The organism is Streptomyces sp. NPDC047525, assembly GCF_040643025.1.
Lineage (GTDB): Bacteria > Actinomycetota > Actinomycetes > Streptomycetales > Streptomycetaceae > Streptomyces > Streptomyces durmitorensis.
In genome coordinates this window covers 257,989-272,704 of the sequence record NZ_JBEYTL010000009.1, presented here as the reverse complement: position 1 = coordinate 272,704, position 14,716 = coordinate 257,989, and the positions used below count along the sequence as shown (strand labels likewise).

Below are 14,716 nucleotides of genomic sequence, written 5' to 3'. Positions count from 1 at the left end.
GCCGACAGGCGGCCGGAAGGGCTCTCAGGCCGTGACGAGCGGTGCGTCCTCGCGCCACTTGAGGATCTTGTCGAAGCTGATCACCGCGCCGCCCCTGCCGCCCGGCCTGTTGCCGAAGTGCACATGATCGGCGAGCTCCTGGATGAGATAGAGACCCCGTCCGTGCTCGGCGGTGTCGGAAACGGGCTGCGCGACGGGGACGAATCCCGGTCCTGAATCGGCCACTTCGATGCGGCACTTCTCGCCGTCGAGGTACGCCGTCACCCGATACGCCCCGGCCGCACCCTCGGGGACCGTCGCCCCGCCGTGCTCCACCGCGTTGGCACAGGCCTCGCTGAGGGCCACCGACAGGTCGTACGAGACGTCGGGATCCACCCCCGCGCTCTCCATCGTGCCGATGAGCAGCCGACGGGCCAGTGGGACGCTCGCAGCTTCGCGCCGCAAATGGAGAGACCACCACATGCTCATGCTCCAGCCTCCTGGCCGCGGCTCGACATACCGATACGTATTGCCGCAAGCGCCCGTGTATAAGCGCGCAGTTGACGTGATGCCGCCCATACGGCCGACGCGCGGACGGGTCGGGACGGTGTAGACACGTCCCCCACAAGCCACTTTCGAGCCCTCCTAAAGACACCCATTCGGTGCCCATCGGCATCGATGGGCACCGATCGGCATCCATGGGAGCTTGCGGACCTGCCGTATGCGGCGGGTAAGCCCAGTGCAATGATGTTCCGGCCATGACTGCCCCCCACCAGCGTGAAGCGCGCGCCGGAGTCGACCTCCGGCTGCTGAGAGCCTCGGTGTTCGCCGTGCTCTGCGTCGTGCTGTCCGCCGGGGGCCATGTGCTCGCTTCCTGCGCCGCCGTCCCGCTGTGGACGCTCGGCGTCGGATTCCTCGCCGTCCTGGCCGTCGCGGCACCGCTCGCCGGGCGTGAGCGCTCGCTGCCGGGCATCGCCGCGGCGCTGGCCGCCGGGCAGGTGGGCCTGCACGTTCTCTTCGGAGTCGGCCAGCACGGCGGCGGCACGGCGACGGCCGCCGACCCCTCCCTGGTGGAGCGGGCCGCGCGTCTGGTGTGCGGGGCGGGTGCCGCCAACATCAGCCCGGCCCAGGCCCATCGGATCCTGTCGACGGCAGGCATGGAGCCGGGCGGCGGTGCCGCGGGGCACGCCGTCCATCACAGTGCCCCGGCCACGGCGGCGGACTCCGCGATGGACTCGATGTCGCTGCTCCCGTCGCTTCCCATGCTCCTGGGGCACGTACTCGCCGCAGTCGCCGCCGGATGGCTGCTGCGCCGCGGCGACATCGCGCTGCTCCGGCTCGTGCGGCTCTCGGCGCACGGGGCGTATGGAGTCGCCGAGGGGGCGCTCGTGCGTTCCCTGCGCGGTGCGCTCGCTCTCGTACGCGCCCTGCGCGCCGGACTTCCCGGGGCGCCCGCCGCGGGTCTGCGCGCGCCCCGTACAGCGTTCTTCGGACCGCTGACGCCGCACACCACCGCGCTCCAGCACACGGTGATCAGGCGTGGCCCGCCGGCCACCGCCGCACTCGCACTCGCTGCCTGACGCGACGCACTCCTACCGCAGCACTACGGAGAGGTGTTTCACGCCCGGCGGCGTCCACGCGCGCGTGCCCGCTCGGTTCGTCGCCGCGCGCACTCTCCCCTGATCACCACTGCCGACCTTTCGGCACTGCTGATCATCACCGCTGAAAGTGGAGTGTTTCTGCCATGTCTGTTCTGTCTGCGCTGTCCACCGTGAAGGCCTCCCGCGTCTCCGTCGTCGGTGGCGTCGCCGCCTCCGCCGTCCTGCTGCTCTCCGTCCCCGCCTTCGCGCACGTCAGCGTCACCGCCGAGGGCGAGGCCGCCAAGGGCGGGTACGCCACGGTCAACTTCAAGGTGCCGAACGAGATGGACGACGCCTCGACCAACAAGCTCGAGGTGTCCTTCCCCGAGGACCACCCGCTCGCCTCCGTCATGACGCAGCCCGTCCCCGGCTGGACCGCGAAGGTCACCAAGACGAAGCTCGACAAGCCCCTTGAGATGCACGGCGAGAAGATCGACGAGGCCGTCTCCAAGGTCACCTGGACCGCCGACGGCAAGGGCGTCCAGCCGGGCACCTTCCAGAAGTTCCCGCTCTCCCTCGGCGCGCTGCCCGAGGACGCCGACGAGCTCGTCTTCAAGGCCGTCCAGACGTACGACAACAAGGAAGTCGTCCGCTGGATCGAGCCGCAGCAGAAGGGCCAGGAGGAGCCGGAGCACCCGGCGCCGGCCCTCGCGCTGACCGCCGCGTCCGAGGACGGCCACGGCGCCGCCGCCTCGCACGACGACGCCAAGGAAGACGCGAAGTCGGACGAGAAGAGCGAGACCGCCTCCTCCGACAGCAGCGACTCCACCGCCCGCGTCCTCGGCATCGTCGGCATCGTCGTCGGCGCGGCGGGCGTGGCGTTCGGCGTGCTCGCCGGCCGTCGTCGCGCCAACAGCTGAGCCACCCTTCGGGCCGCACCGGGGGCGTTTCACCTGCCCCCGGTGCACCCGGCCCCCTCACATCTGGGACATTTTCGTATGCGCAAGAAGAAGCTGCTCGCCGCCGCCATGCTGGCCGCGGCCACCCTCACCCTGTCCGCCTGCGGCGGCGGTGACGACAGCAAGAAGCCCGTCGCGGACGTCTCCGTCGAGTCCAACGGCGACAAGGCCGCGACCATCCTCGACAAGCCCTTCGAGAAGCCGGACCTCGTCCTCACGGACACGCACGGCAAGAAGTACGACCTGCGCGCGGAGACCAAGGGCAAGCCGACGCTCATCTACTTCGGCTACACCAACTGCCCGGACGTCTGCCCCCTGACGATGAGCAACATCGCCGTCGCCAAGAAGCAGCTGCCCAAGGCCGAACAGGACGAGCTCCAGGTCGTCTTCGTCACCACCGACCCGAAGCGCGACACCCCCGAAGCCCTCGGCAAGTGGCTCAAGGCCCAGGACACCGACTTCATCGGCCTGACCGGTGACTTCGACACCATCCAGGGCAGCGCCCGCACCCTCGGCATCAGCATCGAGCCCTCCAAGAAGGAGAAGGGCAAGGTCGTCTCGATGCACGGCACGCAGGTCATCGCGTTCTCGCCGAAGACCGACGCCGGGTACGTCCTGTACGGCGAGGACACCACCGTGGACGACTACACCAAGGACCTCCCCAAGCTCGTCAAGGGAGCGACCCCGTGAACCGCCGCACTCTCGTCACAGGGGCCATGGCGCTGACGGCGGGCCTCGCCCTCGCGGGCTGCTCGGACTCGTCCGGCGACAAGGACGCCGACAAGACATCCGACAAGCCCGAGCTCAAGGTCGCGGGCGCCTTCATGCCCGAACCCGCCATGGACTCCATGGCGTCCGGGTTCTTCACCGTCACAAACAAGGGCGCCGCCGACAAGCTCACCTCGGTGACCAGCTCCCTCGCGCAGAAGGTCACGTTGCACAGCACCAAGGGCAACGCGATGAAGGAGCAGAAGTCGTTCGACGTACCCGCGAACGGCGAGCTCGACTTCGCGCGGGGCGGCAACCACCTCATGTTCGAGGAGCTCGAGCACAAGCCGAAGCAGGGCGACAAGGTCGCGGTGACGCTGCACTTCGAGAAGTCGGACCCCATCGAGATTGAGGTTCCGGTGAAGGCCGCCACGTACAACCCCAAGCCCGGCAAGCACGCGTCGCACTGAGGGACTGATCGCTGATGCAGACCATCGCTCCCCGCTGTGGAGCTCGCTCCGGGGCCGCCGCCCGCTTCGGGATAACACCCGGCGTCGGACGGCTCCTGCTCGTCGTCGCCGTCTTCTTCGGCGCCCTGCTGGCCACGGCGGCCCCCGCCTCCGCCCATGCCGCGCTGACGGGCAGCGACCCCAAGCAGGGGGCGGTGGTCGACACGGCGCCCGCCCGCGTGTCGCTGACCTTCTCCGAGAAGGTCGCCATGTCCGACGGCTCCGTACGGGTGCTCGACCCGGCCGGCAAGCGCGTCGACACCGGCAAGACCAGTGACCTCGGGTCCAACACGTACGGCGTGAACCTGCACAAGGGGCTGCCCGACGGCACCTTCACCGTCGCCTACCAGGTCGTCTCCGCCGACAGCCACCCCATCTCCGGGGCCTACACCTTCTCCGTGGGCGCGCCGTCCGACACCAAGGTCGCGCTGCCCGACCAAGAAGTGGGCGGCGGATTCGTCGGCGGGCTCTACGGCTTCGCGCGCTACCTCTCGTACGCCGGATTCATCCTCGTCGTCGGCGGGGCGGCCTTCGTCCTCGGCTGCTGGCCGCGCGGCGCCGGGGTGCGGCCCGTGCAGCGCCTCGTGGTGTCCGGCTGGGTCACGCTCACCGCGTCCACGCTCGTCATGCTGCTGCTCCGCGCGCCGTACACCGGGTCGGGGAAGATCGCCGACGCCTTCGACATGGCCAAGCTCGGCGACGTGCTCCAGACGAAGACGGGAGCCGCGCTGGTCTCACGGCTGCTGCTGCTCGCCGCCGCCGCGCTCTTCATCGCGGTGCTCTTCGGTGCGTACGAGAAGCGGACCGACCCCAAGGAGCGCAAGGACCTCACCTTCGGGCTCGCGATCGGCGGAGGCGTCGTCGCCGTCGGACTCGGCGCGACCTGGGCCATGGCCGAGCACGCGTCGACCGGCATCCAGGCCGGGCTCGCGATGCCCGTGGACGTCGTGCACCTGCTCGCCGTCGCCGCCTGGCTCGGCGGGCTCGCGGCGCTCGTCGTCGCCCTCTACTTCGCGCCGTCGGTGGAGGCCGGGGCGGTGCGGCGCTTCTCGCGGGTCGCGTTCTGCAGCGTCGTCGCCCTCGCCGCGACCGGGCTCTACCAGTCGTGGCGGCAGGTCGGCTCATGGTCGGCGCTCACCGGTACGTGGTACGGACAGCTGCTGCTCATCAAGGTCGGCCTGGTGGTCGTCCTCGTCGGCATCGCCGGGATCTCGCGGCGCTGGACGGCGCGGATCGCGGGCCAGGCGGGCGACCTGGCCCCGGAGGCCGCGGCGGCGACCGTCGTCGAGAAGCGCGCGGAGAAGCGTGCCGCGGCCAAGCGCGTGGAGAAGAAGCCGGTGGCGGTGCCCGCAGGGGCCGCCGGAGGGGACTCCAAGCGCTCCGCCCAGCTCGCCCGCCAGCAGGCCGCCATGAGCACCGCCCGCGAGAAGCGGATCCGCGACGCCGACCCCGACCGGTCCGGCCTGCGCCGCTCCGTGCTCGCCGAGGCGGGCGTCGCCGTCGTCCTGCTCGCCGTCACCACGGTCCTCACCTCCACCGAGCCCGGACGCACGGAGGAGGAGGCGGCCGCTTCGAAGACGGCTGCCGCAGCCGCGCAGCGGTCGGGACCGCTCACCCTCAAGTTCCCCTTCGACACGGGCTCCGACGACGGCAAGGGCACCCTCCAGCTCGACCTGGACCCGGGCCGCACCGGCAGCAACGAGATGCACATCTTCGTGAAGCGGCCCAACGGCAGCGCCTTCGACATCCCCGAGGTGAAGGTCTCCTTCACCCTCAAGTCGAAGGATGTCGGCCCGCTGCCCGTCTCGCCCGACCACATCGCCACCGGACACTGGAGCTCCAGCGGGGTGCAGATCCCGATGGCCGGCAAGTGGAAGATCGCGGTGACCGTGCGCACCTCCGACATCGACCAAGTGACCGTGAACAAGAACGTGCAGATCGGCTGAACGGAACCACCATGGCGGACAACGGGATCTCGAGGCGGCGGCTGCTCGGCACCGCCGGCGCCACCGGCCTCGCGCTCGGCGCGGCGGGCGGTGCGGCCGGGTACGCCGCGGCGCCCTCGGACGCCTCTGAAGGAGCCGCATCCTCCCGTGCGGCGTCGCTGACATCCCTTGGCGCGGACACGGTCATGTTTCACGGGAAACATCAGCCGGGCATCACCACGCCCGTCCAGTCCCGCGGCCATCTGGTGGCCTTCGACCTCGCGCCGGGCGCGGGCCGCAAGGAGGCGGCGGCCCTGCTGCGCCGCTGGTCGGCGACGGCCGAGCGGCTGATGGCGGGCAAGGCCGCGGAGGGCGGGGACACGGATGTCGCCCGGGACGCGGGTCCGTCGTCCCTGACCGTCACCTTCGGTTTCGGCCACAGCTTCTTCGGGCGCACCGGCCTGGAGAAGCAGCGCCCGTCAGCGCTCGACCCGCTGCCGGACTTCTCCTCCGACCATCTCGACAAGGCGCGCAGCAACGGCGACCTGTGGGTGCAGATCGGCGCGAACGACCCGCTCGTCGCCTTCCACGCGCTGCGCGCCCTCCAGAAGGAGGCGGGGGACGCGGCACGGGTGCGCTGGCAGATGAACGGCTTCAACCGCTCGCCCGGCGCGACCGCGCACCCGATGACGACCCGCAACCTGATGGGCCAGATCGACGGCACGAACAACCCGAAGCCGTCGGAGGACGACTTCGACCGGCGGATCTACGTGCCCGCCACGGGGGACCCCTCCTGGATGGCGGGCGGCTCCTACGTCGTCGTACGCCGTATCCGGATGCTCCTGGACGACTGGGAGAAGCTCGGCCTGGGGGCCCAGGAGGCGGTCATCGGGCGCCACAAGTCGGACGGCTCACCCCTGACCGGCGGCACGGAGAACACCGAGCCGAAGCTGGAGAAGGCAGGCGCGGACGGCAAGTACGTCATCGCCCTCAACGCCCACGCCCGCATCACCCGGCCCGACCAGAACGGCGGCTCCGCGATGCTGCGCCGCCCGTTCTCGTACCACGACGGCTTCGACAAGGACGGGGAGCCGGACGCGGGCCTGCTCTTCGTGTGCTGGCAGGCCGACCCGCTCCGCGGCTTCGTGCCGGTGCAGCGCAAGCTCGACCGGGGGGACGCGCTGTCGGAGTTCATCCGGCACGAGGCGAGCGGCCTCTTCGCGGTGCCGGGCGGTGCGGCGAAGGGCGAGTACGTGGGGCAGCGGCTCCTGGAGGCGTAGGCGCCCGCGCCCCTTTCGTACGAGGCTGAGCACCCTTTTTTGCGCGCGGGCCGAGCGCCCCTTCGCGCGCGGGGCGGGCGCCCGTGGTGGTGCGCGGGAGCGGGCGCCGTCCGTTGACACATGCGCGTACCTGGGGCGGGTGCCGCTCCGTGAGACGCGTGAGCCATGCCACGTACGGGCCATTAGGGTGACGGTATGTCGGCGATGCGCTACACCTATCTCGGCCCCGAGGGCACCTTCACCGAAGCCGCCCTCCGTACGCTCCCGGAAGCGGCCACCAGGGAGCTCGTCCCGATGGTGTCCGTGCCGGCGGCGCTGGACGCGGTCCGCAACGGCGATGCGGCCGCGGCACTCGTGCCGATCGAGAACTCGGTCGAGGGCGGCGTGACGACCACCGTCGACGAGCTCGCCAAGGGCGAGCCCCTGATGATCTACCGCGAGGTCGTCCTGCCGATCGCCTTCGCGCTGCTCGTGCGGCCCGGCACGCAGCTCAAGGACATCAAGACGGTGACCGGCCACCCCGTGGCCCAGCCACAGGTCCGCAACTGGCTCGCCGCGAACCTGCCGGACGCCCTGTGGGAGTCGGCGGCCTCGAACGCGGACGGCGCGCGCCTCGTCCAGGAGGGACGCTTCGACGCGGCCTTCGCGGGCGAGTTCGCGGCGGCGACGTACGGCCTCGAACCGCTGGTCAGCGAGATCCACGACGCGGCGACCGCCGAGACCCGCTTCGTCCTGGTCGGCCGCCCGGCCCGCCCCGCGGCACCGACGGGCGCGGACAAGACGTCCGTGGTCATCTGGCTCGGCGACGACCACCCGGGCGCCCTGCTCGAACTGCTCCAGGAATTCGCGGTGCGCGGGGTCAACCTGATGCGGATCGAATCGCGGCCCACCGGCCAGCGCATCGGCAATTACTGCTTCTCGGTGGACGCCGAGGGCCACATCACCGACCGCCGCGTGGGCGAGGCGCTGATGGGCCTCAAGCGGATCTGCCCGCAGGTGCGCTTCCTCGGGTCGTACCCGCGGGCCGGGGTGACGACCGATGACGTCCGTCCGCTGCGGCCGGGGACGACCGATGGCGAGTTCCTTGCGGCGTCGGACTGGCTGACGCAGTGCCAGGACGGCCGGTTCTGAGCAGTCTTACCTGCTGATTTACGTTGTCCACAAAGTTATCCACAGGCACGCTTCTCGACCTGGGGACAAGTCGACAACGAAGCACGACATGGTCGACAAATCGGCCTACAACCCACAAGTCCGTCCACAGTCGCGCACGTCACCCCTCGTCCACCCTTTTCCATTGATCAACTCTTTGGAGCGAACCATTTCCACTCGAAAGTGGGTGTGAGGGTGGTTTGGGACGGGAATCCTTCGTCGCGCATGCGGCTTTCGGAACGATCTCTTCCGGTGTCCACAGATCTTTCGCACAGCCTGTGGATAACTTTTCCGAAGGGGATATTCCTGTGGACAACCGGGGCCTCAAGTCCCGCCCCCCACAAGGGGATCGGGTCAAGGGGGCGCGTCCCCTCTGCCCCATTTCGGGGAATGGGACCCTTTTCATTGACCCGGAACCTGCGAGTCCGGAACGACCGGCGGCCGCCACTCGGCGACTGCGTGACGGCTGCCCGATGACTGCTCAGTGGCTCAATTCCGTCGCGCCGCTTTCGGGAATTCCCATTCCGGCAAATCGGCCATAACGCCACAGAGTGGAATATCGAGTCGTGAGCCGGAACCGCTCGACGGTAGCCTGGTGGGGTGATTGACCTTCGCCTGCTCCGTGAGGACCCCGACCGTGTTCGCGCCTCCCAGCGCGCCCGTGGAGAGGACGTCGCACTAGTCGACCTCCTGCTCTCCGCCGACGAGCGGCGCAGGTCGTCCGGGCTGCGCTTCGACGAGCTCCGTTCCGAGCAGAAGGCGCTCGGCAAGCTCATCCCCAAGGCCTCGCGTGACGAGAAGGCCGAGCTCCTGAAGAAGGCCGGTGAGCTCTCCGCCGCAGTCAAGGCGGCCAACGCCGCCCAGGACGAGGCGGACGAGGAGACCAAGCGTCTCCTCGGCCAGCTGGGCAACCTCGTGCACCCGGACGTCCCGGTCGGCGGCGAGGAGGACTTCGTCGTCCTCGACACCATCGGCACCCCGCGCGACTTCGCGGCCGAGGGCTTCGAGCCCAAGGACCACCTGGAGCTCGGCGAGATGCTCGGCGCCATCGACGTCGAGCGCGGCGCGAAGGTCTCCGGATCGCGCTTCTACTACCTCACGGGTGTCGGCGCCCTGCTCGAACTGGCCCTGGTGAACGCGGCGATCGCGCAGGCGACGGAGGCCGGGTTCATCCCGATGCTGACGCCCGCCCTGGTCCGCCCGCGCGCCATGGAGGGCACGGGCTTCCTCGGCCAGGCCGCCGAGAACGTCTACCACCTGGAGAAGGACGACTACTACCTGGTCGGCACCTCCGAGGTCGCGCTCGCCGGTTACCACATGGACGAGATCATCGACGCCGACAAGCTGCCCCTGCGGTACGCGGGCTTCTCGCCCTGCTTCCGCCGTGAGGCCGGCACGTACGGCAAGGACACCCGCGGCATCTTCCGCGTGCACCAGTTCGACAAGGTCGAGATGTTCTCGTACGTCGACCCGGCGGACGCCGAGAACGAGCACCAGCGGCTCCTGGAATGGGAGAAGCAGTGGCTGACCGGCCTCGGCCTGCCGTTCCAGGTGATCGACGTGGCCACGGGCGACCTGGGCTCCTCGGCTTCGCGGAAGTTCGACTGCGAGGCGTGGATCCCGACGCAGGGCAAGTACCGCGAGCTGACCTCCGCGTCGAACTGCGACAGCTTCCAGTCCCGCCGCCTGTCGATCCGGATGCGCGACGAGAGCGACGGCAAGAAGGTGACGCAGCCGCTCGCGACGCTGAACGGCACGCTCTGCGCCGTCCCGCGCACGATCGTCGCCCTCCTGGAGAATCACCAGCAGGCCGACGGCTCCGTGTGGGTGCCCGAGGTACTGCGTCCGTACCTGGGGGGACGAGAGATCCTGGAGCCCATCAACAAGTGAGCCACCCTGCTCCTGCCACGCCGTCCTTCCCGTACAAGCTGGTCGCGACCGACCTCGACGGAACGCTCCTGCGCTCCGACGACACGGTCTCGGCGCGCACGCGCGACGCGCTCACCGCGGCCACCGCGGCGGGCGCAGCGCACATCATCGTCACCGGCCGTGCCGTGCCGTGGACCCGGCACATCCTCGACGACCTGGGCTATGACGGCCTGGCGGTGTGCGGGCAGGGCGCGCAGGTCTACCACGCGGGCGAGCACCGGCTGCTCACTTCGGTCACGCTCGACCGGCAGCTGGCGGGCCTCGCCCTGGCCAAGATAGAGGCCGAGATCGGCCCGCTGGCGCTGGCCGCGAGCCGTGACGGCCTCGACGGCGAGGTGATCGTGGGTCCTGGGTACGCGGTCCAGGACGGCCCGCTGCCCGCCGTCCCGTTCACCGATGTCGCCGAGCTGTGGTCGGCTCCGCTGAACAAGGTGTACGTCCAGCACCCGGGCCTGAGCGACGACGAGCTGGCCTCGGTGGCGCGTCAGGTGGCGGGCGGTCTGGTCGGCGTGACGATGGCCGGCGAGGGCATCGTCGAACTGCTTCCCCTCGGCCTCTCCAAGGCGACAGGGCTCTCCCTCGCGGCTCGCCGCCTGGGCGCGAAGGCCGCGGACACGATCGCCTTCGGGGACATGCCCAACGACATCCCGATGTTCGGCTGGGCGGCACATGGCGTGGCGATGGCCAACGCCCACGAGGAACTCAAGACGGTGGCGGACGAGGTGACGACGTCGAACGAGGACGACGGCATCGCGGCGGTGCTCGAGCGGTTCCTGGCCTGAGGAACGTGGCCGGCACGCCGGCCGTGGCCAACGCACTGACGTAACCAACGCACTGGAGCCGGGCACCGAGAGATTCGGTGCCCGGCTCCAGTGCGACGTTGGGTGGGCGGCCCGCGCAGCGAAGTGCGCGCTCGAAGCGGCCGCCCCGGGCGACTCTCCCGCGGGCGGGGCTCTACGGAGTGAGTAACTACTCCGAAGCCTGCCGCGGGCTGCCCTGCCGGGAACTCGACGGACTGGTGATGGACACGTCGGCTCCTCTCCCGGTAAGCGGGCGCCAGGCTCGTGGCGCGGTGACACAACTACTGTGCCCGCGCCCCGAATCGCCCGCCACTGAATTAATCACTCCTCCCCGGCCAGCGTCAGCGACCGCAGCTTCTGCCCGGCATACCACGTGGCGAGGACCGTGACGCCGACCAGGAGCACCGTGGCGACCGGGAGGCCTACGTCCGAGGTGACCAGGTCGCCGCCCGCGGTCTTCTGGGCGACGGCGAGCGACCACTGCTGGACGCTGAGCGTGCGCGCCCCGGCGACCAGCGATCCGAAGAGCGCCTCCCACACGAGGGCGTAGACGAGTCCGAAGACCACCGCGTGCCGGGTGATCGTGCCAAGGAGCAGGAAGAGCGCCGCGTACGCGATCGAGGCGACCAGGGCAGCGATGGTGTAGGCCACCGCGATCTGCTGGCCGTTGCCGTTCAGGATCATGCCCGCGATGAAGGTCGGGATCGCCGAGAAGGCCATGGTCACGGCGATGGCGACGGTGAGCTTGGTGATGATGATCGTGGGGCGCTTGACCGGCTTGGAGAGGAGGTAGACGACGGAGCCGTCGTCGATCTCGGGGCCGATGGCTCCGGTGCCCGCGATGACGCCGATGATCGGCACCATCGTGGCGAGCGCGAACCCGCCGAGGAGGTCGGAGGCGACCTGGTCGTCGGCGCCGCTGAATCCGCGGACCGCGGCGGAGATCACGATCAGCAGGACGGGCAGGGCGAAGAGGATCAGAGCCCGGCGGCGGCCGAGCAGGGCCCGGTAGGTGAGCCGGGCGACAGTGGGGTCGTACACGATGGCTCCCTTCAGGCCGCGACGAGATAGGAGAAGACCGACTCGAGGGACTCGTCCGAGGGCGAGACCGTCAGGAGCCGGATGTCGTGATCGCGGGCGATGCGTGGCAACAGGGCGGTGAAGCGCCCGAAGTCGATGGCTTGGATGCGCAGGGCGCCTTCCTTGAGGTCGACTTCGATTCCTGCCGTCGACGGGTCTGCGATCAGGGCGGCGGCCAGGGCGCGGTCGTCGCTGGAACGCACCAGGTAGCGGTGCGGGCGGTCGGTCATCAGGCGGCGGATCTTGCGGAAGTCGCCGCTGGCCGCGTGCCGGCCGGCCACGATCACCTCGATGTGCGAGGCCAGTTGCTCGACCTCTTCGAGGATGTGCGAGGAGAAAAGGACCGTGCGGCCCTCGTCTCCCATGCGCCGCAGCAGGTCCATGAGCTGCATGCGCTGGCGTGGGTCCATGCCGTTGAACGGTTCGTCGAGCAGGAGCACGGACGGCTCGTGGACGAGGGCGGACGCCATCTTCACGCGCTGGCGCATGCCCTTGCTGTACGTCGAGATCTTGCGGTCCTGCGCGTACTCCATCTCGACCGTGGCGAGGGCCTTGTGCGCCGCCCGCTCGTCCAGTCCGTGCAACTCGGCGTTGGCGACGACGAATTCGCGTCCGGTGAGGAAGTCGTACATCGCCTCGCGCTCGGGGACGATGCCGATGTCCTTGTAGATCTGTTCGTTGCGCCAGATCGGCTTGGCGTCGAGGGTGACGCTGCCGGTGGAGGGGGCGAGGAAGCCGCCCATCATGTTGATGAGGGTGGACTTTCCCGCGCCGTTCGGGCCGAGGAGACCGGTCACGCCGGGGCCGACGTTCATCGTGATGTCGTTGACCGCCACCACGTTGCCGAACCAGCGGGAGGTGTGGTCGATGTTGATGGTGCTCACAGCCCGACCTTTCGGTAGCGGCGCAGCAGTGCGCCGTAGCAGCCCGCGATGAGGGCGAGGACGACGATCACGTAGACCACGCCCGTGCCGGACGAGGGGCCTTCCCCTCCGGGGAAGGCGGAGGTCGCGCCGAGGAAGGCGGTCTGTACGCCGTCGATGAGCGTGATCGGCGAGAAGAGGCCGAGCCAGGCGATGGCGTCGGTGCTGCCCTGTTCGTAGGCGATGGCCTGGACCGTGGACACCGCTCCGTAGCTGATGGTCAGTACGGCGATGACGGCGGCGATACCGAAGCCGCGGCGGGGTGTGATCGCCGAGACGACGAGGGCGATGCCGGAGAAGAGGAGCGAGAGCAGCGCCACGGAGACGAGCCCCTGGGCGAAGCCCTTCGTCTGGTCCGCGAAGTCGAGCTTGGCGAGCAGCGCGCCCACGTAGAGGACGAGCAGCGGTGCGGCCGTGAGGACGAAGAGGGCCGAGGCCATCGCCGCGAACTTGGCGCGTACGTAGTCGCTGTGCTCGATGGGGCGGGAGAAGTAGAGGGGGACGGTCTTGAAGCGCAGGTCGCGGGAGACCGTCTGGGGGGCCTGGGCGGCGAGATAGAGACTGATCACTGCCTGCAGCACGATCGCGTAGCGGGTGTAGTCGAGGGGGAGGTCGTTCGCCTTCGTGGTCACGGCGACCGCCACCATGATCGCGGCGGGGACGCACATCACCGCGAAGAGGATCATGGGAAGGACCTTGGACTTGGCCGAGCGGCCGAGGCCGTACGCCCCGCGCAGGCTCTGTGAGAAGAGCGAGCGGCGGGCATAGGCGCGGCCCAGGCGCGCTCCGTCGTACTTGCGATAGCCGATGTTGTGGATCTGGGTCTGTTCGCCGGCGTGTGCCGGGGGCTGCTCAACCGCCATGGCGGACCGCCTCCTTCCGCGCTTCCTGGTCGGACTGCTTGGCCTGCTGGGACGGTTGAGACTGTCCGGACGGCTCGGGCTGCTCTGCCTGCTCGGACTGGAATACCTCTGCGATGTGGTGCCTGCGCTGTTCCATCCGGACCAGGCCGAGGCCGAGGTCCGCGACGAGATCGCGCACCAGGTCGTACGTCTCGTCGCCGACCGCTTCGAGCAGCACGGTGTGCCCGGCACCCGGCAGGCCGCTTCCCTCGTGGGTGGCGACCCCGCGGCCCTGCAGCGCCTCGCGGAACACCGCGGTGCCGTCGGGGTGTTCGTCGGTGTCCGTCACCTCGACGGCCAGCGTCGTGGTGGTCTGGGTGAAGTCGGTGGTGGAGCTGGACCGCAGGAGCTTGCCGCCGTCGATGACGACGACGTGGTCGCAGGTGCGCTCCAGCTCACCGAGCAGGTGCGAGGTGACCAGGACGGAGATGCCGAAGTCCGTGTGGACGCGGCGGATGAGGCCCAGCATCTCGTCACGGCCCACGGGGTCGAGGCCGTTGGTCGGCTCGTCCAGGAAGACCAGGTCGGGGTCGTGCACGAGGGCCTGCGCGAGTTTCACGCGCTGCTTCATCCCCGTCGAATAACCCCCGATGGGGCGATAGCGCTCCTCGTAGAGACCGACGTGCCGCAGGGTGTCCGCGGTGCGCTCGCGGGCCGCCGTGGGCGGCAGTCCCGACATGCGCGCCATGTGGACGACGAATTCGGTGGCCGACACATCGGGCGGCAGGCAGTCGTGCTCGGGCATATAGCCCACGCGCTCACGGATCTGGCCGCCACTGGTGGCGACGTCGAGGCCGAGCACAGCGGCGGTGCCCTCCGTGGCGGGGGACAGACCCAGCAGGATCTTGATCAGAGTGGACTTGCCGGCTCCATTGGCTCCGACGAGTCCGGTTACACCGGGCCCGATATCCATGGAGAGCCGGTCAAGCGCGGTCACCCTCGGGAACCGCTTGCTCAGGCTTTCGGTCGCGATCACAGTCACATTTCGAAGGT

At 69.7% G+C, this 14,716-nt stretch carries 14 protein-coding genes; 9 read left to right on the top strand and 5 right to left on the bottom strand.

Going from position 1 to position 14,716, the window contains the following annotated elements; genetic code table 11:
- Positions 1-24: 24 nt before the first annotated feature.
- A complete protein-coding gene (locus tag ABZ833_RS27315) occupies positions 25-468 on the bottom strand; it encodes an ATP-binding protein (RefSeq protein ID WP_249588963.1) in 444 nt (147 codons plus the stop codon).
- Positions 469-737: 269 nt separating this feature from the next.
- Here ABZ833_RS27315 and ABZ833_RS27310 point away from each other — a divergent pair, with 269 nt between their 5' ends.
- The 9 genes from ABZ833_RS27310 to ABZ833_RS27270 all read left to right on the top strand — a co-directional run bounded on the left by ABZ833_RS27310 (position 738) and on the right by ABZ833_RS27270 (position 10,800).
- Positions 738-1,559, top strand: a complete 822-nt coding sequence (locus ABZ833_RS27310) for a hypothetical protein (RefSeq protein WP_361051451.1) — start codon at positions 738-740, stop codon at positions 1,557-1,559.
- A 191-nt stretch (positions 1,560-1,750) separates the two neighbouring features.
- Positions 1,751-2,479: a YcnI family protein gene (locus ABZ833_RS27305; RefSeq protein ID WP_361051815.1), complete on the top strand. Its 729-nt coding sequence runs from the start codon at positions 1,751-1,753 to the stop codon at positions 2,477-2,479.
- Positions 2,480-2,557: 78 nt separating this feature from the next.
- Positions 2,558-3,208 (top strand): SCO family protein, encoded by a 651-nt coding sequence (locus tag ABZ833_RS27300; RefSeq protein ID WP_361051448.1) that lies wholly within the window; start codon positions 2,558-2,560, stop codon positions 3,206-3,208.
- Positions 3,205-3,696 carry a copper chaperone PCu(A)C gene (locus ABZ833_RS27295; RefSeq protein ID WP_361051445.1) on the top strand — a complete coding sequence of 164 codons (492 nt, stop codon included), beginning with the start codon at positions 3,205-3,207 and terminating at the stop codon, positions 3,694-3,696. Before ABZ833_RS27300 ends, ABZ833_RS27295 begins: the two co-directional genes overlap by 4 nt.
- Before the next feature lie 14 nt (positions 3,697-3,710).
- Positions 3,711-5,681 (top strand): copper resistance protein CopC, encoded by a 1,971-nt coding sequence (locus tag ABZ833_RS27290; RefSeq protein WP_361051442.1) that lies wholly within the window; start codon positions 3,711-3,713, stop codon positions 5,679-5,681.
- An 11-nt stretch (positions 5,682-5,692) separates the two neighbouring features.
- Entirely contained in the window at positions 5,693-6,940 is a 1,248-nt protein-coding gene (gene efeB, locus ABZ833_RS27285; protein ID WP_361051439.1) for an iron uptake transporter deferrochelatase/peroxidase subunit, read from the top strand.
- A gap of 195 nt (positions 6,941-7,135) precedes the next feature.
- Positions 7,136-8,071 (top strand): prephenate dehydratase, encoded by a 936-nt coding sequence (gene pheA, locus ABZ833_RS27280; RefSeq protein WP_249588957.1) that lies wholly within the window; start codon positions 7,136-7,138, stop codon positions 8,069-8,071.
- Positions 8,072-8,689: 618 nt separating this feature from the next.
- The gene (serS, locus tag ABZ833_RS27275) at positions 8,690-9,979 is read left to right on the top strand and encodes a serine--tRNA ligase (RefSeq protein WP_361051436.1); all 1,290 of its coding nucleotides are present in this window, start codon (positions 8,690-8,692) and stop codon (positions 9,977-9,979) included.
- Positions 9,976-10,800 (top strand): HAD family hydrolase, encoded by an 825-nt coding sequence (locus tag ABZ833_RS27270; RefSeq protein WP_361051433.1) that lies wholly within the window; start codon positions 9,976-9,978, stop codon positions 10,798-10,800. The genes serS and ABZ833_RS27270 overlap by 4 nt, the downstream gene beginning before the upstream one ends.
- 339 nt (positions 10,801-11,139) lie before the next feature.
- On the opposite strand, the gene ABZ833_RS27265 is transcribed toward ABZ833_RS27270, so the two are convergent.
- From ABZ833_RS27265 to ABZ833_RS27250, 4 genes are read right to left on the bottom strand one after another with little or no spacing between them, the layout of a single operon-like run.
- Positions 11,140-11,859: an ABC transporter permease subunit gene (locus tag ABZ833_RS27265; protein ID WP_361051430.1), complete on the bottom strand. Its 720-nt coding sequence runs from the start codon at positions 11,857-11,859 to the stop codon at positions 11,140-11,142.
- A gap of 11 nt (positions 11,860-11,870) precedes the next feature.
- Entirely contained in the window at positions 11,871-12,782 is a 912-nt protein-coding gene (locus ABZ833_RS27260; protein ID WP_249588953.1) for an ABC transporter ATP-binding protein, read from the bottom strand.
- Complete coding sequence (locus ABZ833_RS27255) at positions 12,779-13,684, bottom strand: ABC transporter permease (RefSeq protein ID WP_249588952.1); 906 nt, start codon at positions 13,682-13,684, stop codon at positions 12,779-12,781. Before ABZ833_RS27255 ends, ABZ833_RS27260 begins: the two co-directional genes overlap by 4 nt.
- On the bottom strand, positions 13,674-14,699 hold the full coding sequence (locus ABZ833_RS27250) for an ABC transporter ATP-binding protein (protein WP_361051812.1): 1,026 nt from the start codon (positions 14,697-14,699) through the stop codon (positions 13,674-13,676). The genes ABZ833_RS27255 and ABZ833_RS27250 overlap by 11 nt, the downstream gene beginning before the upstream one ends.
- Positions 14,700-14,716: the final 17 nt, after the last annotated feature.